Origin of the sequence: Bacillus cereus group sp. N31, from assembly GCF_016483245.1 — a bacterium.
Classification (GTDB): Bacteria; Bacillota; Bacilli; order Bacillales; family Bacillaceae_G; genus Bacillus_A; species Bacillus_A toyonensis.
On sequence record NZ_JAEHCH010000023.1, the window covers coordinates 39,604 to 61,172 of the forward strand.

The window sequence follows — 21,569 nt, forward strand, 5'->3', positions numbered from 1 at the left end:
GCATGCTATGTCCGTTCTTTTTTATATAGAGTTTTTGTTTACCAAACAGGTCGTATGTTGGATGATAATTTTCCTGCATCTTTTGTAGTAACGAATGTTGTCAAATCTTCTTTTAGCAATTGCATTCGATCCGCACCGATATTTTCAATCCATCGCTGTTCTATTTCAGCTACTATTTCTTCTTTTGCTTTCATTACTGACAAACCACGTTCGGTTAAAACGATGATTTTACCTCTTTTATCAGTAGGGTGCGTTTTGCGCGTGACATAACCACTGTTTTCAAGAGAATCCACCATTTTACTTACAGCTTGTTTGGAAACCCCTAAATATTCAGCTAGTTCAATACCTGTTGCTCCACTAGGAAGGATGCGTTTGAACATAAAACCGTGTGCGGGCCTAATATCTTCAAATCCCAATTTACTTAACCTGTCATGTAGTTCAGTAATTAATGTACTGAACGATAATGATAAAAGTGATGTCAGATCTAATTCGTTAAATTTTTGATGATTCATGTATATAACCTCCTCACTTATAGTCAATTAAATTGACTATAAGTGCAATTCATTGTACTATACACAATGCAGTCAATCAAGTTGACTAAATTATAGTGATAAAACAAATTATGATGTATTTAAATAGAATTAATGGAGGTTTCATATGACTAATATCGTAAAAATTAGAGCGAGTGTATTTATTCCAATGCCTTGGACGGAAGCTAAGAAGGATATGGAAACAGGAAAAGTAATCCAATTTGAAGGTGATTCACGTGAATTTACACCACATGCGGTAAATACTATGCGCTCTAGAGTGGAGCAAGAGGTTGTAGTGGATTTTTATAAAGAAGAAGTGTTTTCATATGCAAATACGGGTATTACGACAGAGAAGGTTACTAATCCAGACGGTTCTGTGAATAAAAGAACAGGAAAAGCGAGTACTGAAAATATTGTGTGTACTCATATTGTATGGAGTTCTAACGGTGTGCAATTCAAAATGAGTGCAAGTGCTAGTAATCCGCTAAATATGTATGCCCCTCCTGTGGACTATGTATTAACTGTATGTGTGAAAAGGGATGGTAGTATCGATATTCAAGGAGAACATGATGGATTCCCTTGTTTTGAATTTTATAAGCAAGTAGATTTCGGTTCATTTGAGAAAATTTATACACATGATTTTAGAGAAACTGGTGATACAGCTGCAGCGTTAGGTGGCGATATGGATTATAATTTTGCAAAGAGATTATAAGAATTATAACAATGGAACGATAGGTTATTTCATTCGTAAATGAAATTCAGCCGCCAAAAATAAGTCAGAACTCATACTATGCTGCCTTTAGGCATTGACTTAATCATATAGAAAGGAACTTGGAGATATCTAGGTTCTTTTTTATTTGTTTCGAATTTGTGAAAGAAAGATATATGTATTGAAATTAAATTTTTTATATTTTATCATATACCCATACAGGTATAGGTTTTATGTGTGATGGATGAGGAAATTGAATAATAAATAATATGGAGGTTTGAAATATGTCTAGAAAAATTGTAGTAGTAGGCGGAGTTGCGGGCGGGGCATCAGTAGCTGCAAGGCTTCGTCGTTTAAGTGAAGAAGATGAAATTATTATGGTGGAGCGCGGTGAATATATTTCATTTGCAAATTGTGGATTACCGTACTATATTGGCGGTGTCATTACAGAAAGACAAAAATTATTAGTACAAACTGTTGAAAAGATGTCAAAGCGTTTTAATTTAGATATACGTGTATTGAGTGAAGTGGTAAAGATTAATAAAGAAGAGAAAACAATTACTATAAAGAATGTAACTACAAATGAAACATATAACGAGGAATATGATGTGTTAATCCTTTCACCAGGGGCGAAACCAATTGTTCCACCTATTCCGGGTATTGAAGAAGCGAAGGTGCTGTTTACGTTACGAAATGTACCTGATACAGATCGTATAAAAGCGTATATTGATGAGAAGAAACCGCGTCATGCGACGGTTATTGGTGGCGGATTTATTGGCGTTGAAATGGTTGAAAACTTAAGAGAACGAGGGATTGATGTTACTCTTGTAGAGATGGCAAATCAAGTGATGCCACCGATCGATTATGAAATGGCAGCATATGTACATGAGCTTATGAAAAATCACAATGTTGAGCTTGTTTTTGAAGATGGTGTAGATGCTTTAGAAGAGGGCGGGACTGTTGTACGTTTAAAAAGTGGTTCAATCATAAAGACAGATATGATTATTTTAGCAATTGGTGTGCAACCAGAGAGTAGTTTAGCAAAGGATGCAGAATTAGAACTAGGAGTTAGAGGAACGATAAAGGTAAATGAGAAATTCCAAACATCGGACCGCCATATATATGCAATTGGTGATGCAATTGAAGTGAAAGATTTTGTTACAGAAGCAGAAACGATGATTCCTTTAGCGTGGCCAGCTAATCGTCAAGGTCGCATGTTAGCAGATATTATTCATGGTCATACGGATTCTTTATATAAAGGTACGATGGGAACTTCTGTAGCTAAAGTTTTTGATTTAACAGTTGCTTCGACTGGAGTAAATGAGAAAATATTAAAACGATTAAATATACCCTATGAGGTAGTACATGTACAGGCAAATTCTCATGCAGGGTACTATCCGAATGCTACGCCAGTGCTAATAAAATTAATCTTTAATGAAGAAAGCGGAAAAATTTATGGGGCACAGGCTTTAGGGCGTGATGGAGTGGATAAGCGTATAGATGTTATTGCAACGGCAATGAAGGCAAATTTAACTGTAATCGATTTACCAGATTTAGAATTATCATATGCTCCGCCCTATTCTTCTGCAAAAGACCCAGTAAACATGGTGGGGTATGCGGCAAGTAATATAGTAGACGGTTTTGTAGAAACGATTCAATGGTATGAAATAGATCGTATTGTTGAAAATGGTGGATATCTCATTGATGTTCGAGAGCCAAATGAACTAAAACAGGGAATGATTAAAGGCTCTATTAATATTCCGTTAGATGAATTACGAGATCGTTTGGACGAAGTTCCGGTAGATAAAGATATATATATTACTTGTCAACTTGGTATGAGAGGGTATGTTGCAGCGCGCATGTTAATGGAAAAAGGATATAAGGTAAAGAATGTAGATGGTGGCTTTAAATTATACGGGACAGTATTACCAGACCGTATTGTATATTGAAATTTATCTTAATAGTTACAGGCAGTGAGTCTCCCATTTTAAAAATTGGTGGGAGATTGCTGCTCGTGAAATTCAGTTTTGTATAGGCTACAAAAAATAAGGATAGAAGTCTCCCTTTATGTCTTTTTTCACATGTAGGTTAAAAATTTTAAATTAAGGGGTTTACAAGATACCCTATAGGGTATAATATATTGTTATAAGATATAAGTAGTAACATAATGGTAATGAGGTGATTATAGAATGGAATACAATCAAGATATGAAAAATAGATTAAAACGTATTGAAGGCCAAGTGCGCGGTGTGCTTCGTATGATGGAAGAAGGAAAAGATTGCCGAGAGGTTATTACACAGTTAACGGCATCTCGTTCTGCATTAGATCGTACAATTGGATTAGTTGTTGGAACAAATTTAGAGCAATGTTTACGTGAACAGTTTGAAAGTGGCAATGGTTCAAATGAAGAGTTAATTAAAGAAGCCGTTCAATTACTTGTAAAAAGCCGATAATCTGTCAAACATAAGTGTTGACAGATTTTCAAAAACGTTTTTATATACCCCTACAGGTATGTGTATATAAAATATGGAGGAATCGATAATGAGTATAAAAGTGGATATGAGTTTAGATTGTAAAGGTTTGGCTTGTCCGATGCCTATTGTAAAGACGAAGAAGGCGATGGAAGGATTGGCATCAGGGCAAGTGATTGAAATTGAGGCAACAGATAAAGGATCTACGGTAGATATACAAAGTTGGGCGAATAAAATAGGGCATCAATATATCGGGACGAAACACGAGGGTGCTATATTGATGCATTATGTGAGGAAAGCGCATGAACATGAAGTGAATGAAGTTGTGAAATATCCTCATACAATTACGAATGCGGAATTACAGGATATATTATCTCACGGAGAAGAGTGCATTGTATTAGATGTTCGTGAAGCAGCAGAATTTGCTTTTGGTCATATTCCATCTGCTATTTCGGTGCCACTAGGTGAACTAGACAGTACATCGTTAGATCAGACGAAGCAAATTTATGTTGTTTGCCGAACTGGTAACCGCAGTGATGTAGCTTGCCAAATGTTGAAAGAGAAAGGTTTTTCAAATGTGAAAAATGTCATTCCTGGTATGTTAGGGTGGCAAGGAAATGTGGAGAAATAAAATTTTTTAAACGAAAATATACCTATGGGGGTAATTGAATGGACATTAAGATGTTACAAGCAAAAGATGTTGCAGAGAAAGTTTTATTCGGAGAGTTGTTTATTTTAGATGTTCGTAATGAGACGGATTATGAAGATTGGAAAATTGAAGGGAAACAAGTATCTTCTATTAATAAACCTTATTTTGACTTGTTAGATGGTGTAGACCATATTGTAGATGAATTACCGAGAGAGAAAGAGATTTTAGTCGTATGTGCAAAAGAAGGTTCTTCGCAGTTTGTCGCGGAGCAATTGTTGGATGCTGGCTTCAACGATGTTTCCTATTTAGCTGGTGGGATGAAAGCTTGGAGTGAATATGTAAAGCCGCTCAAAGTAGGAGATGTACAGGGCGGAGGGAGTATATATCAATTTAATCGTCTTGGAAAAGGCTGTTTATCTTATATGGTCGTTTCTAACGGTGAAGCAGCAGTTATTGATGCAGTAAGAACGATTGAATCATATGAGGAGTTTGCGAAAGAGCATGGAGTTACTATTACGAATGTAATGGATACACATTTACATGCAGACCATATTTCTGGCGGTCGTAAGTTAGCTGAAAAAGTAGGTGGTACGTATTGGTTACCTCCAAAAGATGCGGAGGAAGTCGTTTTCTTATACGAACCACTTGTAGAAGGATCTGTTATTACGGTAGGGGGTACCAAAATCGAAATTGATGCGCTATACTCACCGGGGCATACGATTGGGAGTACATCATTTATTGTAGATAATTCCTATTTATTATCGGGCGATATTTTATTTGTAGATTCAATCGGGCGTCCAGATCTTGCTGGTAAGGCTGAAGATTGGGTGAGCGATTTACGAAATACATTATATAAGCGCTATAAGGAATTATCTCAAGAGTTAATTGTTTTACCAGCTCATTATTCAAAAATAAGTGAAATGGATGAAAATGGGGTTGTGAGTGCTAATTTAAAAGAATTGTTTGAAGTGAATGCAGGGTTAAATATGAAAGATGAGAATGAATTTCGCAAAATTGTAACGGAGAATCTACCACCTCAGCCGAATGCTTATCAAGAAATTCGTCAAACGAATATGGGGAAAATTCATCCGAGTGTGGAAGAAGAACGTGAAATGGAGATTGGTCCAAACCGCTGTGCAGTTCATAATTAATAACAAATTGGAGGAATAGATGATGAATATAAAACAAGTTTTAGATGCGAAAGATTTAGCATGTCCAATGCCAATTGTAAGAACGAAAAGAGCGATGGATACTTTACAATCGGGCGAAGTGTTAGAAGTACATGTAACGGATAAAGGGTCAATTAAGGATATTCCAGCGTGGGCAAACAAAACTGGTCATGACATCGTAAAGCATGCAGAAGAAAGCGATGTACTAAAGTTTTGGATTAAGAAGGCGTAGTAAAGAAATAATTTTATAAATGTAGAGGGGGAGTTATATGAACACAATAGTAAGTACGCTTTTCGTTGTATTGGCTGCATGGTTTGTTATTTCACGGTTCTTACCGGTGAAAGGTGTTCAAAATATAAATGGAAAAGAATTAAAAAGTATAGTGGGAAAACAGGGGAAGTACTTTATCGATGTTCGTACAGTAGGCGAATATAGAGGGAACCATATGAAGGGCTTTCAGAATATCCCGCTAAATGAGTTAGTTAGTAAGGCAAATCAATTAAATAAGAATAAGGAAGTAATCGTTATTTGTCAGAGCGGGATGAGAAGTAAGCAAGCAGCAAAAGTATTAAAGAAATTAGGATTTCAGCGCATTATAAATGTTTCAGGTGGTATGAACGCTTTGTAAGGAAAGGAATATTAAGATGAAAGAAATTACAGCGAGAGAAGTAGAGGAAAGATTGTTACGAAATGAAGAGATACATGTAATTGATGTTCGTGAAGTGGAAGAAGTGAGGGAAGGGAAAATTCCAGGCGTGCTTCATATTAGGTTAGGCTTACTAGAGTTTCGAATGCAGGAGCTTGATAAAAATAATGAATACATTATCGTTTGTCGCTCGGGAGGAAGAAGTGCAAGAGCAGTTCAATTTTTAGAAGGTTACGGTTTTCAAGCGATCAATATGGTAGGAGGTATGTTAGCTTGGGAAGGTAAAGTCTTATAGCATAGAGATAAAAGATTTGAGCCTTTTTATAAACAATTTAATACCCCTATAGGTAATTTAGAGGAGGAACAACATGGAACAACAGAAGAAAACGACAATCGTGTTATTTAGCGGAGATTATGATAAAGCGATGGCTGCCTATATTATTGCAAATGGTGCAGCGGCTTATGATCAAGAAGTGACTATATTTCATACTTTTTGGGGGTTGAATGCTCTTAGAAAAGATGAGCATGTGAAAGTAAAGAAGACTTTTATAGAGAAAGTATTTGGGAAGATGATGCCGCGTGGTGCCGATAAGATGGGATTATCCAAAATGAATTTTGCTGGCATGGGGCCGAAGATGATTAAAGGCATTATGAAAAAACATAACGCAATGCCTTTGCCGGATTTAATTGATTTGGCGAAAGAACAAGGAATTAAACTTGTAGCTTGTCAAATGACAGTAGATTTATTAGGGTTAAAAGAGGAAGAGATTATGGAAGGGGTAGAGTTTGCTGGGGTAGGAGCATATTTAGCAGATGCTTCGGATGGGAATGTAAACTTATTCATTTAAATCACCTTCTTTTAAGAAGGCGGGGGATGTAAGGTGAGCTTAGTCGTATTACTTTTTATAATTGGGTTTATAGGATCGTTTATATCAGGAATGGTTGGGATTGGCGGCGCGATTATTAATTATCCGATGATCTTATACATTCCAGTATTGCTAGGGTTTACTAGTTATACTGCACATGAGGTGAGCGGTATTACAGCGGTACAAGTATTCTTTGCAACTTTTGCAGGTGCGTGGGCATACCGAAAAAGTAATGACATGAATAAAACGTTAGTTATGTATATGGGAGCTAGTATATTAATAGGAAGCTTCATAGGGAGTTTCGGTGCTAACATATTAGAGGAACATACAGTGAATGTTGTTTATGCAGCATTAGCTACAATTGCAGCTATTATGATGTTTGTACCGAAACAAAATAATAGTGGAGACGTGAAGTATAATAAATGGTTAGCGAGCTTGTTAGCGTTCGTTGTAGGGGGAGCTTCAGGCATTATAGGAGCTGGAGGTTCGTTCCTTTTAGTTCCCATTATGCTAGTTATTTTAAAATTACCACTGCGCATGACGATCGCAACATCTATCGCTATTACGTTTATTTCCTCAATAGGGATTACTACAGGAAAAGTGATTACTGGGCAAGTAGTTATCATTCCAGCTCTAATTATTGCGGTTGCAAGTATATTTGCAGCGCCACTTGGAGCACGAGTCGGGAAGAGGCTAAATCAAAAAGTACTGCAATATGTATTGTCCACTTTAATTGTAGGAACTGCTGTTAAAATGTGGGTTGATATGATATCGAAGTAAAAGGATGGTGCTGCTTGCAGCCCATCCTTTTGTTTATCCCGCTAATTGTGGGTAGTAAAACGTCACTGATTATAGTTTTACTTTATGCCCAAATAACTTTCATTAAGTTTTTATATTCGTCGTTCGCTAATTTATACAGCATTCTCGTATGCTCAAAAACAAGTGCCGGATTAAAGTTTGGTTCTGAGAATGCAAGAGATGTTGAAATATCAATTGCATTTTGCTTATTTAGTGTGAATTTTGCAAATCGGTAAGATGTGTTTAATTCATTGATGACATGTAAAATGTCATTTGTTGATGTTTCGTCAGGTACGTGAGCAACATTGAAGCAGTATATATCCACAGTCGGATTTTCATTTTCGAAAGCAGCGATAAGTTGAATTTTTGCGCCAGCTTCTGTTTCTAATCCTACTGAAAAATGCACCGAACCATCATTTTCATCTATATTTTCTTCCATGTATATATCGTTGGATTTTAAGTAGTCTTTAAAATCTGAAATGTTATGTTTTACTGCAGCTTTCATATGTATGAGCCCCCTGGTAATTGGAATAGATTACTATTATTTATTATAATTTAAAAATATTAAAAAAGATAGTTGGAAAGTTCTGATTTTTTATGTTTGAAAAAAGAAGCCGCACTCTACCTCCATAGAGTACGGTTTCTTTTTATTCATTGTTATTAGATGATGTTTTTATATCTTCATTGTTATTATCATTATGGTTGTTGTTACTTGACTCACGTTTGTTTGTATTTTCAGAGTCAGTGTCTTTTATTCTCTCAGAGTTAGTGTCTTTTGTTCTCTCAGAGTCAGTGTCTTTTGTTCTCTCAGAGTCAGTGTCTTTTATTCTCTCAGAGTTAGTGTCTTTTGTTTTCTCAGAGTTAGTGTCTTTCGTTTTCTCTGAATCTGTTTTTTTCGAATCAAAGTCAGTTTTTGTATAGGCAGGTAGTCCAAGGTGAGTACGAAGTTCATTCGTAACATTTGCTAGTGCTTTTTTATCTGGATTGTAGTAATATGTTCGACCGCCACCAGCAGATTTGCTACATGTGTCATCACCTTTTTCCATATAGCAGTCATCACCTTGAATTTGTAATTTTTCAACTGAAGAATCTGCGCCATATTTATAGAATGAAAGCATATCATCGAATGTTAAGTTTGTAACGAATTGTCCGTTAATATCATCAATGATGTTGCCAACTTTTGTTACAGATCCAACGTTTGTTATTTTCTTTAAAATAGCTTCAATAACGAGTTGTTGACGTTGCCCACGCATTGCATCACTATCGATGTGTCGCGTTCTAGCAAGAGCAAGAGCCTCTTCGCCATTTAACTTTTGGACACCTTTTTTCAGGTGAATTGCATCGGCATTATCATTACTATCTTGTTCTGAAAATTCAACAGGTACATCGACTTCAATGCCGCCTAAATCATCGACAATTTTTATAAATGATTTAAAGTTAAATTTTACAAAGTAATCGACAGGAACATTCATTAATTTTTCAACTGCATCGATACTTGCTTGTGGTCCACCCTTTTTACCGTTTTTAGCAGAACCGAATGCATGAGCGTGTGTAATTTTATCTTTTTTCTTTTCTACTGGAATGTAAGTATATGTGTCACGTGGAATACTTAATAGTTTAACAGTTTTGCTGTCTTTATTAAAAGTTGCAAGCAACAGCGCATCTGTTCTTATAGCTTCACCATATTCTTTTCCTCGGACATCGCTTTCATCAACACCCATTATTAAGACAGAGACATTGTTCGTAATAGGTTTTACAGCTTTATCACGTAAATCAGATTTATCACCGCGTGCTAAATCGTGTGCGGCATTTCGAACAGCAGAAGATGCTTTATTTACTAAAAACCACGTATAACCGCCTCCTACTATTAAAAAGAATAGAATGACGCTTATAATAATTTTTGTTTTTTTCTTACTTTTTTTCGGTTTATTGCGTGTATTTTCTTGCAAAGATGGGTTTTGCTCCATTTCTTGTACTCCTTCATTTGGATTGAAATACGACACTCACATCCACTTATTATAATGAAATTTGACGAAAAAAAACATTACAAATCATTTACATTTCGTAAAAATTCAATTTATTTATAAAAAGTCAGATTTTCTATATGTTATTTTTCAGATGTAGGATAAGTATATGTTTTTTTAGTAGAAATGAAAATATATATTGTGAGAAAGTGAGAGAGAAGTAAGATTTGTTGAAATATAGCCAATAAGAAATTGGTAGTACTACTTATTTTTTCTATATAATAAAGAAGAATTTTACGGATGAAGGAGAGAGCATAATGGGTCATACATCATTCCGAGCAATCGTCGTGAAAGAAAAAGAAAATAATCAATTTGAAAGAAAGCTTGTCGAGAGAGAAATCAATCGTTTACCTGAAGGAGATGTGCTAATACGAGTTCATTACTCTTCATTAAATTATAAAGATGCGCTTTCAGCTACTGGTAATAAAGGTGTAACGAGAACATATCCTCATACGCCAGGAATCGATGCTGCAGGAGAAGTTGTGAGTAGTGAAGATGGTTCCTTTAAGGTAGGGGATCAAGTTATTGTAACGGGGTATGATTTAGGTATGAATATTTCTGGTGGATTCGGAGAATATATTCGCGTGCCATCATCTTGGATTGTTTCTTTACCAGAAGGAATGTCTTTGAATGAAAGTATGATGTATGGGACAGCTGGTTTTACAGCTGCACTATCGGTATATAAGCTCATTGGAGCAGGAATTATGCCTAATATGGGAGATGTTTTAGTAACGGGTGCTACGGGCGGTGTAGGTAGTGTAGCGGTTAGTATTTTAAGTAAGTTAGGATATAACGTAGTCGGAGCAACAGGGAAATTGGAAGAAGAAGAGATGTTACTACGTTTAGGAGCAAAGAAGGTAATTCAGCGTGAAGAGTTGAGTGATGAATCAGGAAGGCCAATGCTTAAAGGAATATACGCCGGGGTTATCGATACTGTGGGCGGAAAGATGTTAGAAACAGCATTGAAATTGGTACGATATGCCGGTTGTGTAACGACATGTGGTAATGTGGCAGGGCATGAATTACACACAACAGTATATCCGTTTATTTTGCGAGGTATTAGCCTTGTAGGAATAGATTCCGTACAATGTCCAGTAGATATGAGAAGAGAAGTGTGGGCATTGTTAGCGACAGAGTGGAAAAACTTAGAACTATTATCTTATACAGAAGAATGTACATTAGAAAAATTAGATGAGAAGTTTTCGCTCATATTGCAAGGAAAGTTAAAAGGAAGAACAGTTGTAAATATGAAATAAAAAAGAGACGCTAACTTGAGCGTCTCTTTCCTATTATAATGATTGTTTTAAATTGATTTTTCCTTGTTCACCTAAAACACCGTCAGCGATATTTACAGCGTGATCACCGATACGCTCTAAGTTACTTACCATGTCAACGAAGATGATGCTTGCATCGCCTGAACAGCTGCGTTCGTTTAGACGTATTACGTGACGTTTGCGAAGAACACGTTCCATTTGGTCGATTTTACGTTCTTTTGCAATAACAGTTTGAGCTAGTTCAGTGTCAAAGTTTGTTAAAGCATTGATTGCATCTTGTAATGTTGAAATTGTTAATTCAAGCATTTCATTTAATTCAGTTAGTGCGTCGTCTGATAGTGAAACGCGGTTTGAAATTTGGAAATCTACAAGTTCTACAAGGTTTTCTACATGATCACCGACACGTTCAATATCTCCAACAACACCAGCTAAAACAGAATGCTTCTCAGAATCTGCTGATGAAAGTGGTTTTTCTGATAGTAAAACTAAATACTCGGTAATTTTTTTATCTAAATTGTTAATAGCTCCTTCTAATTGAGTAGCCATATTAGCGTGTTTTTTGTCTTGTGTATTTAAAAACTGGTTTGCTTCTTTTAATCCATCTAATGAAAACTCCGCCATACGGATAATCTCTTTTTGAGCTTCTGTTAAAGCAATAGCTGGAGATTGTTCAATAAAGATTGGATTTAAATGTTGTGGTTTGAAGTTAATAGATGCATCTTCACCACGAATAATTTTTGTTACAATCCAGGCTAATACTGCAATGAATGGGAACTGAATGATTGTATTCGTTACGTTAAATGTTCCATGTGCAAATGCAATTGTCATTTCTGGATTCAAGTTTAATGACGTTTGGAAATATTGAATTAAATTTGTAAATGGTATCAATATAATCGTAAAGATAATGGTACCGATAATATTAAAGATAACGTGAACTAATGCTGCACGTCTTGCTGCAATTGAAGTACCGATTGCTGCTAATACTGCTGTAATTGTCGTACCGATGTTATCACCGAATAATACAGGAAGGGCAGCTTGTAAATCGATTGCACCTTGACCGAATAATTCTTGTAAAATACCGATTGTTGCGCTTGAGCTTTGTACAATTAAAGTGAAGACTGTACCGACAATAATTCCTAAAATTGGATTATCACTCATGCTAATCATTAAATCTTGGAATGCCTCTAATGAACGAAGAGGTTTCATACCTGCGCTCATTAATTCTAAACCGAAGAATAACATACCAAAACCGAATACAACTTGACCTACAGAATGTACTTTTTTATTTTTAAAGAAGAATAGTAAAATCGCTCCAACTGCCATAACTGGGAGAGCGTATTCTCCGATTTTAATCCCGATAATAAATGCAGTAACTGTCGTACCGATGTTCGCACCCATAATAACACCAATTGCTTGTCTTAATGTCATAAATCCGGCACTTACAAGTCCGACTGTTAAAGCGGTTGTTCCTGAACTTGATTGAATTAATACAGTAACTAACATACCTGCTAGTACACCCATAAGTGGGTTCGTTGTAAAACGATCTAAAATATCGCGAAGACGATCTCCAGCTGCTTGTTGCAGTCCATCGCCCATGTATTTAATCCCGAATAAGAAAATACCTAATCCACCAATGAATTGGAAGATCATTTCTTGAACATTATATTCCACGCATTCCACTCCTTAAATTTCATGTACGATGTAATTATTAACTAAACCTTGAGGCACTGTAAACGGTTTGCTAGTAAAATTTACACTAAATTTACAAAGAGGTGAAAAGTTTACAATTCTTTAAAAAAACAGCTGTATTTTAATGGTTTTCGTCTTTTGTAAATAGTGTTTTTGTAAAGAAATCACACTTTTTAGAATAGTATTATTCAATTGTATATCAAAGAAATCTTCTACAAGTTCATTGTATATTTTTTGATGATAGTTAAAAAAATATGTAGGGAAATGCATGTAGTTTTATAAAGCCAACATGAGGTTTAATATTTATTAAGTAGTCTTTTTTTGCAAGAAAAAAAGCTGCTAAATTATCCAGCAGCTTTTTCTGTATTTTTATCTCCGTGCTTTTGTTTTCTTATACTTGTAATGTAAATGAACAGAAAAGCAATAAGTAATAGGGAAGAATAACGATATACAGTCGCATAGTTTGTAAAATGTGCAATGAATCCGAAAATAATCGCTCCCGCACCAATTCCAAGGTCAAATGCTGAGAAGAATGTAGCTGTTGCGACTCCTCGTCGGTGCGGTGCTACTCGGTCGATCATCCATGCTTGTAGCGCAGGCTGAATCGCTCCGAAGCCACTTCCGTAACAGGCTGCCGCAATAACTAAGCTCGGAATTGTCGTTGTATACGACAATAAAATAATACCTGCGAACGTTATAATAACCCCTGGAATGATGACGAATGTATGGCCTTTCGCATCATATAACTTTCCGGAAAATGGACGAGTTACAGCGATTGCTAGCGCGTTACATAAAAAGAAGAGACTAATATCAGCAATGCCAACTTCGGTAGCAAATAGTGTGATAAAGCTGCCGATTCCTCCGTACATTAATGTAATACATAATATTAATAATGAAGGAAGTAAAGCTTTGCGCTCAATAAATCCATCGAGAAAAGTACCAGATGATTGTTTTGGTGGTTGTTTCGTTTTTTGGATTTGAAGTAGTTTCGTTAAAATTAATGAAACGATTGTGCATGAAAGTGCACATAAAAAAAGAACGTTGAAATTATATGCTTGCATAAGCCATAATCCGATTAGTGGGCCGAGAGCCATTGCAATGGTTCCAGAAAGTCCGAAATATCCCATGCCTTCTCCGCGGCGAGCTGCTGGAATTAAATCAGAAACGACAGTTCCATATGTAGTCGTTGTAATACCGAAGCCAGCTCCGTGTAAAATACGAACGGCAAGCAAGAGAAAAATGGTAGAGGCGAAAAGGTAACTGCCCATAGCGAGTAAACAAATAGCAGTACCGATCATTAAAATGATTTTTTTATTAAATTTCTGTAAGGCGTTTCCAGTTAGCGGTCTAACAAAAAGTGCCGCAACGGTAAACATACCGACGACCAATCCGATATTTGAACTTGTGCCACCGATTTCTTTCACATAAACAGGTAAAGTTGGAATTAACATTTGAAACCCTAAAAACATACATAAGTTTGCAAAAATTAAAGCAACAAACTCTTTTGTCCATAACGGTTCTCGTTTTACGAGTATTGCCTCTCCCATATATTCATCCCCTATATACATTTTTTCCGCTATTTGCGGACAGTAAAATTCCCACCTCAAAATCTGGCTGGAGCAAAGAAGTTAGGTGGAAGCCCTGCTGCCCGCAAACGCCCGATTGGTGAAGGCTAATAATCGGTGGGGGATGAACAAAACCCCCACTGATTAAAGTTTCACTTTATCTCTTTTCTTTTGAGTATATGTATTGGTCAATGTAGCAGTCAAGGAAGGTGTCTTGAAAGCGGATAACAATTTTTAAAATGAAAAACTGACAAATTTGTGTAAACGCTACACAACTATGAAAAAAAGATGTAAAGTATAGATGTATAGACTTGTAGTTGTTATGAATGATAGAAATTGTTTTTTCTTTAAAGAAAGCGGATTCAAAAGGTAGTGAATGAGAAGGGGATATGTACTTTTTTACTACATATATTTGAAAAGGTTTACAAAACAATGAAGAAAGAGGCGTGTACATATGAGACGATTAGGTATTTCTATTTATCCAGAACATTCAACGGTAGAGAAAGATAAGGAATATGTAACATTAGCAAGTAAATACGGATTTACACGTGTGTTCACATGTTTACTATCTGTGGATGGAGAAAAAGAGAAAATTATTGAAGAATTTAAAGAAACGATCTCTCATGCGAATGCATTAGGGTTCCAAGTATTAGTTGATATTAGTCCATCTGTTTTTGAACAATTAGGTATTTCGTATAATGATTTATCATTCTTCCATGAATTAGGTGCGTACGGTATTCGTTTAGATGTTGGTTTCTCAGGATTAGAAGAATCAATTATGACTTATAATCCGTATGGTTTGAAAATTGAGATTAATATGAGTAATGGTACGAAGTATGTAGATAACATTATGAGTCATAGACCAAACCGTGAGAATTTAATTGGCTGTCATAATTTTTATCCGCACCGCTATTCGGGGTTATCATACGATCATTTCATTACATGCTCGAAACAATTTAAAGATTACGGCATGAGAACAGCTGCATTTATTTCATCATTTGATGCAACATACGGACCTTGGCCAGTAACAGAAGGTTTATGTACGTTAGAAGAGCATCGTGAATTACCGATGACAACGCAAGCGAAGCATTTATTTGCGACAGAATTAATTAATGATGTTATCATTGCAAACGCTTATGCTTCAGAAGAAGAATTACAAGCACTAGGTGCGTTAAATAAAGAGAAACAAACATTTGATATAGAACTATACGATACAACGACAAATTTAGAAAGAATTATCGTATTAGAAGAACCTCATTTTTATCGCGGGGATGTATCTGAATATATGATTCGTTCTACACAAAGTCGTGTGAAATATAAAAAAGAAGAGTTTAAACCTCATAATACGCGTGAAATTAAGCGTGGCGATCTTTTAATTGATAATGAGCAATATGGCCAGTATAAAGGTGAATTACAAATTGCATTAAAAGATATGGTGAATACAGGAAAAACAAATGTAGTTGGTCGAATTATAGAAGAAGAGATTTTCTTACTAGATTATTTACATGCTTGGGATAAATTCGGATTTACATTAAAGAAATAGAGAGAATATAAAGGGGAAAAACTACTGATTTCAGCAGCTTTTCCCCCTTTATATATAAAGAGCGAGAGGAAGAGCTATGACAAAGGTGCATCAGCGATTAATTTCTATTTTAGAGGAGTTTTTAGAAGAGAAATCGATGTTAAATCGAGCTTTTTTAGCGAACCGATTACATGTATCAACGAAGACGATTCAAAAAGATATAAAATTATTAAATGATATATTGGAAGAAAACGGAGCGAAAATCGAATCGCAAAGAGGGACTGGATATGAACTAGAAATTATACAAACGAAGATATTTGAAGAGTTTTGTGTGAGTCTATTTCAAAAACAGACGGAAAAGATCCCAACTTCTTATGAAGAAAGAGTTGCGTATATTTTACAACGTGTTTTAACGACAGAAGGATATGTGAAGCTTTCGCAGTTAGCAGAAGAAATTTACGTGAGTAAATCAACTGTAAATTTAATTATGAAAGATGTTACAGATATATGCGGTCGCTATACATTGCAAATTGAAAAGAGACCGTATTATGGTATACGTATTGTGGGAGAGGAATTTAATATTCGTTCTTGTTTATCACAATATGGTTTACCACGTTATGAACATACTCCGTTTCATGAGCAATTTGAGCAGACGGATACATATGTATCGTTACCTCATATATCACTCATTCGTTCAATTATATTAAAGTATATTGAGGGTGGAACAATATATTTATCTGATATAGAAATTGATAATCTAGTTATTCATATTGCAATCGCATTAAAGCGTTGTCAAAGTCAACATTATATGACAGGACTGCATGTGGAGCAATCAGAACTTATAATAAAGAAAGAATATACAATTGCGAAGCAGATTTTAGGAGATTTAGAGAAAGAGTTAAAACTTTTATTTCCAGAAGAAGAAGTATTATATGTGACGGTGCATTTGTTAAGTACTGCTGTTACAGCGAGAGATCGCTATGAAAATGTAGAAGAGCTATTAGGAAAAGATATATATGCATTTATGCAACATATTCTTTTTAAAGTAGCGGAAGAACGGAATCTTATTTTTTATTATGATGAAGAATTATTATTTGGATTTGGTGTTCATTTAAAAACGTTATTAAATCGTTTGAAGTATAAGTTAAATACGAGAAATCCTCTTTTGGCAGAAGTGAAAAAGAATTATCCGTATGCTTTTGAAATTGCGGTTCTCGTTGGAGATATAATTGGTGAATATACGGGTGAATCGATCCCTGAAAGTGAAATTGGTTATATTGCTATTCATTTCGGCGGAGCGATGAGCCGTTTGCAGGAGCAGAATCAAAAGAAAAGATGTTTATTAGTTTGTGCGACTGGTCAAGGGAGTGCACAACTATTAAAATATAAAATTTTATCACAGTTTCGAGATAAATTAGAGATTGTAGGTATTACAGGCTATTATCAATTGAAAGTAGAAGACCTTTATAAAGACAAAATAGATTGTATTATTAGTACGATTCATATACCTAGTGGTTTGCCTGTTCCAGTTATAAAAGTGAACTCAATATTTGATGATAAAGAGATTAAATCGATTGGTCAGCAATTGTTTACGCATGTGAATAATAGTGTGCAGCAATATATAAAAGAAGATTTAATCTTTTTAAATCGTAGCGCTTCTACGAAAGAAGAAGTTATTCAATTTTTATGTGAGAAAGCCGCTGAGAAAAACTATGTGCCAGAAAATTTTTATGCTTCTGTTATGGAAAGAGAAAATACATCTCCGACAGCGGTTGGAAATTTAGTGGCGATTCCGCATCCGATGCAGTTATTAAGTGAGGAAACATTTTTGATATTTTGTACACTTGATAAGGCTGTTGAGTGGGGAGATAAAAAAGTACAATTGATTATTTTATTTAGTGTGAAGCGCAATAATAATGAAGATTTGCAACGGCTTTATGATTTTTTATATGATATTATGTCTAATCAGAATACGATAGAGAAATTAACTCAGGCTGAATTAATTGAAGGTTTTCAAGAGATTTTATTATCGTATTGAAAAAGTATATAAAAACTTCCGTTACATAACGGAAGTTTTTTATGTTTAATTGTATGCGTTTTCATAATAAGATGAACATATAGAAAAACAAAGCTTGGGGGAAGTTAAAATGACTGATATGCAAACTCCATTTGCGTTAATTTTACATGGTGGCAACGCGAGAAGCGCGGCGCTTGAAGCAATCGCTTTTGCAAGACAAGGAGATTTTGAGAATGCGAGTGAAAAGATGGAACTTGCTAGTGAAGAAATTTCAGCAGCTCATCGTATTCAGACGGATTTAATTCAAGAGGAAGCAAGAGGAAATCATGCAGAAATAAGTTTACTGTTAGTGCATGCACAGGATCATTTAATGAATGCAATTACAGTGAAAGAACTTGCTGAAGAATTTATCGCTCTTCATAAACGTGTGGAAGAGAAAGTGACAGTATAATATGTATATTTTATTATGTTGTGCTGCAGGTATGTCAACGAGTATGGTTGTAAGAAAAATGCAAGAAGAGGCGAAGAAACAAGGGAAGGATTATAAAATTAAGGCAGTTGATTCAGAACTTGTGAAGCTTGAAATTAAGGAAGCAGATGTCGTTTTAATTGGTCCGCAAGTGAAATATTTATTTCCGGCCGTAGCGTTTCTTGCAAAGTCATACGATATACCAGTTGCTATTATAAACCAACGAGATTATGGCATGTGTGACGGTTTGAAAGTACTTAAGCAGGCAGAAGAATTAGTTTTAGCGTAATTATATTTTTTTAAACATAAACATTATAATGTTATAACTTTTGGTTATATTGAACAAAGGGAGGGCTATTGATGAATGGGTTTATGAGTTTTATGGAACAGAAGATTATGCCAACAACGCAAAAGATTGCAGGACAGCGACATTTATTAGCAATTCGAAACGGGGTTATTTCTACATTACCATTAACGATCGTCGGATCATTTTTCGTTATCTTTTTAAACTTACCAATTGATGCATATATGGAGTGGATTGCACCGTTTCGTCATATTTTAGATATTCCATTCCGATTTACAGTAGGCTTAATGGCATTATACGCAGCTTTTGGGGTAGGGGCTTCGCTCGCTAATTTTTATCAGCTCAATCAATTAAGCGCAGGGTTACTCTCTGTACTCGCCTTTTTATTAGCATCAGTTGAACCAATTCAAATTACGAAAGCTGTACCAGGTGTTATTGATGCGGGTAGATACATTTCAGTAGGAACATTAAGTGCCACGTCTTTATTCGGCGCAATTGTTACTGCATTAATTGCAGTAGAAATTTATCATTTTATGATTAAGCATAATATTTCGATTAAATTACCAGAAAGTGTACCTCCAGCAGTTGCAAACTCGTTTGCAGCATTAATTCCAACTCTAGTAGTTATTCTTTTATTCTGGGGTATTCGTTACGGTTTAAAATTTGATGTAAATACAACGATCACATATTTAATCGCACCATTAAAGTCAGTATTAGTAGGAAACAATTTATTCGGCGGTTTATTAACAGTATTTTTAATCGTGTTCTTCTGGTCATTCGGTATTCATGGCCCAGCGATTTTAGGACCAATCATTCGTCCGATGTGGGATTCAGCAATTCTTGAAAATATGGAAGTGTTCACGGCTACAGGAAATGCACATCAGTTACCAAACTTATTTACAGAGCAATTTATTCAATGGTTCGTATGGATTGGTGGATCGGGCTCAACGTTAGCTTTAGTCATTATGTTTATGTTCTCTAAATCTAAGTTTTTAAAAGAGTTAGGTAGATTATCATTCGTACCAGGTTTATTCAATATTAACGAACCAATTATTTTCGGGGCACCGATTGTAATGAACCCAATCTTAATTATTCCGTTCGTTATTACACCGTTAGTTACAACGACGGTATCATATTTCGCAGTTGTTTCGGGTATGATTCCACTGATGATGGCGAAGTTGCCATTTACGATGTTAGCGCCAATTGCAGCAGTGATTAGTACGGACTGGACAATTATGGCTGGCGTACTTGTAATTATTAACTTTGTAATCTCATTTATTATTTACTATCCATTCTTCAAAATGTATGAGAAACAACAAATAGCAGGAGAGGAGAAAACAGAATGCTCGGAGCAATTATCATCTTAATTACATTTGTGATCGGACAATGCATTGCTCATTATTCGAAATGGGTACAAAGTAAATCTTTATTAGTTTTACTACTCGTATCAGTTTTGTTTATCGGTTGTTCAATGGGTGCATATGTAATGCTAAGCTTACAATCACCTTACGTAATTATTGTACCGACAATTTTATGTGCAACATGTTTATCTGCAAAATATAGATTTACGAGCATGGCATTAATACAACGTGTGAAGGAGATGCAAAAGCATGGAGCGTAAATTAGGAATTTCACTTTATCCAGAGCATTCAACGAAAGAAAAAGATATGGCATATATTTCGTCAGCGGCACGACACGGTTTTTCAAGAATATTTACTTGTTTGTTATCTGTGAATCGTCCGAAAGAAGAAATTGTAGCTGAATTTAAAGAGATTATTAATCACGCAAAAGATAACAATATGGAAGTTATTTTAGATGTAGCTCCGGCTGTGTTTGATCAGCTTGGTATTAGTTATAGCGATCTATCATTTTTCGCAGAATTAGGCGCAGACGGTATTCGTTTAGATGTAGGCTTTGACGGGTTAACGGAAGCGAAAATGACGAATAATCCGTACGGTTTAAAAATTGAGTTAAATGTAAGTAACGATATTGCGTACTTAGAAAATATTCTTTCGCATCAAGCGAATAAATCAGCTTTAATCGGTTGCCATAATTTTTATCCGCAAAAATTCACTGGTCTTCCGTACGATTATTTCATTCGCTGCAGTGAACGCTTTAAAAAGCATGGTATTCGCAGTGCAGCCTTTATTACATCAAATGCCGCAAACATCGGTCCATGGGATATTAACGACGGTTTATGTACGTTAGAAGAGCATCGTAATTTACCAATTGAAGTACAAGCGAAGCATTTATGGGCAACAGGGCTAATTGATGATGTCATTATCGGAAATGCTTATGCGAGTGAAGAAGAGTTAGAGAAATTAGGAAACTTAAATCGTTACATGCTGCAGCTAAAAGTGCACTTTGTAGACGAAGCGACTGAAGTAGAGAAGAGAGCGACACTGCAAGAATTACATGTAAGACGCGGCGACATAACAGAGTATATGGTACGTTCTACAGAAGTGCGTAAAAAATATAAAGACTATGACTTCCCAGTGCGCAAAAGTGTGCTACAGGAAAGAGGGCAAGTTGTAATTGGTAATAACTCATTCGGAAAGTATAAAGGCGAACTACAAATCATCTTGAAAGAAATGCCGATAGATGAACGGAAAAATATCGTCGGTACAATCGCGGAAGAGGAGTTATTCTTACTAGATTATGTAGGAGCTTGGACGCAGTTTACTTGTGTGGAATAGGGAAGATAGGGGGCGTTCTAAATTTTGGAACGCCTTTTTAATAGTAAAGTGCTTTTAATGTAAAAATTTGTCGATAAATCGATATTTCTTGTCGAATCGTTGATATATTATAAGTTACGATAGATATATTCGAAAAATCGTTGATATATTGTAGGTTACGATAGATATAT

The 21,569-nt window shown here is 35.5% G+C and carries 23 protein-coding genes; 18 read left to right on the forward strand and 5 right to left on the reverse strand.

Annotated elements, in window-relative coordinates; all coding sequences use genetic code 11:
* Window positions 1–38 precede the first annotated feature (38 nt).
* Window positions 39–512 (reverse strand): MarR family winged helix-turn-helix transcriptional regulator, encoded by a 474-nt coding sequence (locus tag JDS81_RS23035; protein ID WP_001016383.1) that lies wholly within the window; start codon window positions 510–512, stop codon window positions 39–41.
* A 145-nt stretch (window positions 513–657) separates the two neighbouring features.
* On the opposite strand from JDS81_RS23035, the gene JDS81_RS23040 reads away from it, so the two are divergent.
* The 10 genes from JDS81_RS23040 (at window position 658) to JDS81_RS23085 (ending at window position 7,821) form a co-directional block, all read left to right on the forward strand.
* Window positions 658–1,242, forward strand: coding sequence for a DUF3238 domain-containing protein (locus tag JDS81_RS23040; protein WP_000182096.1), 585 nt, complete (start codon window positions 658–660; stop codon window positions 1,240–1,242).
* A gap of 281 nt (window positions 1,243–1,523) precedes the next feature.
* A complete protein-coding gene (gene cdr / locus JDS81_RS23045) occupies window positions 1,524–3,188 on the forward strand; it encodes a CoA-disulfide reductase (protein WP_097953265.1) in 1,665 nt (554 codons plus the stop codon).
* Window positions 3,189–3,428: 240 nt separating this feature from the next.
* Window positions 3,429–3,692: a metal-sensitive transcriptional regulator gene (locus JDS81_RS23050; RefSeq protein WP_000456206.1), complete on the forward strand. Its 264-nt coding sequence runs from the start codon at window positions 3,429–3,431 to the stop codon at window positions 3,690–3,692.
* A 73-nt stretch (window positions 3,693–3,765) separates the two neighbouring features.
* A complete protein-coding gene (locus JDS81_RS23055) occupies window positions 3,766–4,341 on the forward strand; it encodes a sulfurtransferase TusA family protein (RefSeq protein WP_106081034.1) in 576 nt (191 codons plus the stop codon).
* A gap of 38 nt (window positions 4,342–4,379) precedes the next feature.
* A complete protein-coding gene (locus tag JDS81_RS23060; RefSeq protein ID WP_097953264.1) occupies window positions 4,380–5,510 on the forward strand; it encodes an MBL fold metallo-hydrolase in 1,131 nt (376 codons plus the stop codon).
* Between the two features lie 19 nt (window positions 5,511–5,529).
* Entirely contained in the window at window positions 5,530–5,760 is a 231-nt protein-coding gene (locus tag JDS81_RS23065) for a sulfurtransferase TusA family protein (RefSeq protein ID WP_002038023.1), read from the forward strand.
* A gap of 37 nt (window positions 5,761–5,797) precedes the next feature.
* The gene (locus JDS81_RS23070; RefSeq protein ID WP_001092541.1) at window positions 5,798–6,157 is read left to right on the forward strand and encodes a rhodanese-like domain-containing protein; all 360 of its coding nucleotides are present in this window, start codon (window positions 5,798–5,800) and stop codon (window positions 6,155–6,157) included.
* A 16-nt stretch (window positions 6,158–6,173) separates the two neighbouring features.
* A complete protein-coding gene (locus JDS81_RS23075; RefSeq protein ID WP_097953263.1) occupies window positions 6,174–6,470 on the forward strand; it encodes a rhodanese-like domain-containing protein in 297 nt (98 codons plus the stop codon).
* A 73-nt stretch (window positions 6,471–6,543) separates the two neighbouring features.
* On the forward strand, window positions 6,544–7,023 hold the full coding sequence (locus JDS81_RS23080; RefSeq protein ID WP_000437728.1) for a DsrE/DsrF/DrsH-like family protein: 480 nt from the start codon (window positions 6,544–6,546) through the stop codon (window positions 7,021–7,023).
* Window positions 7,024–7,056: 33 nt separating this feature from the next.
* Window positions 7,057–7,821, forward strand: coding sequence for a sulfite exporter TauE/SafE family protein (locus tag JDS81_RS23085; RefSeq protein WP_097953262.1), 765 nt, complete (start codon window positions 7,057–7,059; stop codon window positions 7,819–7,821).
* Between the two features lie 82 nt (window positions 7,822–7,903).
* On the opposite strand, the gene JDS81_RS23090 is transcribed toward JDS81_RS23085, so the two are convergent.
* Together JDS81_RS23090 and JDS81_RS23095 are read right to left on the reverse strand one after the other, a co-directional pair.
* Complete coding sequence (locus JDS81_RS23090) at window positions 7,904–8,344, reverse strand: hypothetical protein (protein WP_000642358.1); 441 nt, start codon at window positions 8,342–8,344, stop codon at window positions 7,904–7,906.
* Window positions 8,345–8,486: 142 nt separating this feature from the next.
* On the reverse strand, window positions 8,487–9,806 hold the full coding sequence (locus JDS81_RS23095) for an LCP family protein (RefSeq protein WP_097953283.1): 1,320 nt from the start codon (window positions 9,804–9,806) through the stop codon (window positions 8,487–8,489).
* A gap of 248 nt (window positions 9,807–10,054) precedes the next feature.
* Between JDS81_RS23095 and JDS81_RS23100 the strand changes: the two genes are divergently transcribed.
* A complete protein-coding gene (locus JDS81_RS23100) occupies window positions 10,055–11,119 on the forward strand; it encodes a YhdH/YhfP family quinone oxidoreductase (protein WP_286675687.1) in 1,065 nt (354 codons plus the stop codon).
* Between the two features lie 33 nt (window positions 11,120–11,152).
* Here JDS81_RS23100 and JDS81_RS23105 read toward each other — a convergent pair whose 3' ends face one another.
* The gene (locus tag JDS81_RS23105; protein ID WP_000456282.1) at window positions 11,153–12,808 is read right to left on the reverse strand and encodes a Na/Pi cotransporter family protein; all 1,656 of its coding nucleotides are present in this window, start codon (window positions 12,806–12,808) and stop codon (window positions 11,153–11,155) included.
* 362 nt (window positions 12,809–13,170) lie between these two features.
* On the reverse strand, window positions 13,171–14,373 hold the full coding sequence (locus JDS81_RS23110) for an MFS transporter (protein WP_000503251.1): 1,203 nt from the start codon (window positions 14,371–14,373) through the stop codon (window positions 13,171–13,173).
* Between the two features lie 472 nt (window positions 14,374–14,845).
* Here JDS81_RS23110 and JDS81_RS23115 point away from each other — a divergent pair, with 472 nt between their 5' ends.
* The 7 genes from JDS81_RS23115 to JDS81_RS23145 all read left to right on the forward strand — a co-directional run bounded on the left by JDS81_RS23115 (window position 14,846) and on the right by JDS81_RS23145 (window position 21,399).
* On the forward strand, window positions 14,846–15,934 hold the full coding sequence (locus JDS81_RS23115; protein WP_001253374.1) for a DUF871 domain-containing protein: 1,089 nt from the start codon (window positions 14,846–14,848) through the stop codon (window positions 15,932–15,934).
* A gap of 76 nt (window positions 15,935–16,010) precedes the next feature.
* Window positions 16,011–17,951, forward strand: a complete 1,941-nt coding sequence (locus JDS81_RS23120; RefSeq protein ID WP_000169807.1) for a BglG family transcription antiterminator — start codon at window positions 16,011–16,013, stop codon at window positions 17,949–17,951.
* Between the two features lie 109 nt (window positions 17,952–18,060).
* The gene (locus JDS81_RS23125; protein WP_000131325.1) at window positions 18,061–18,381 is read left to right on the forward strand and encodes a PTS lactose/cellobiose transporter subunit IIA; all 321 of its coding nucleotides are present in this window, start codon (window positions 18,061–18,063) and stop codon (window positions 18,379–18,381) included.
* A 1-nt stretch (window position 18,382) separates the two neighbouring features.
* The gene (locus tag JDS81_RS23130) at window positions 18,383–18,688 is read left to right on the forward strand and encodes a PTS sugar transporter subunit IIB (protein WP_000275635.1); all 306 of its coding nucleotides are present in this window, start codon (window positions 18,383–18,385) and stop codon (window positions 18,686–18,688) included.
* Between the two features lie 71 nt (window positions 18,689–18,759).
* Entirely contained in the window at window positions 18,760–20,070 is a 1,311-nt protein-coding gene (locus JDS81_RS23135; protein ID WP_001013063.1) for a PTS sugar transporter subunit IIC, read from the forward strand.
* Window positions 20,046–20,324, forward strand: coding sequence for a hypothetical protein (locus JDS81_RS23140; RefSeq protein ID WP_097953260.1), 279 nt, complete (start codon window positions 20,046–20,048; stop codon window positions 20,322–20,324). The genes JDS81_RS23135 and JDS81_RS23140 overlap by 25 nt, the downstream gene beginning before the upstream one ends.
* On the forward strand, window positions 20,314–21,399 hold the full coding sequence (locus JDS81_RS23145) for a DUF871 domain-containing protein (RefSeq protein WP_097953259.1): 1,086 nt from the start codon (window positions 20,314–20,316) through the stop codon (window positions 21,397–21,399). Before JDS81_RS23140 ends, JDS81_RS23145 begins: the two co-directional genes overlap by 11 nt.
* The last annotated feature ends 170 nt before the right edge of the window (window positions 21,400–21,569 follow it).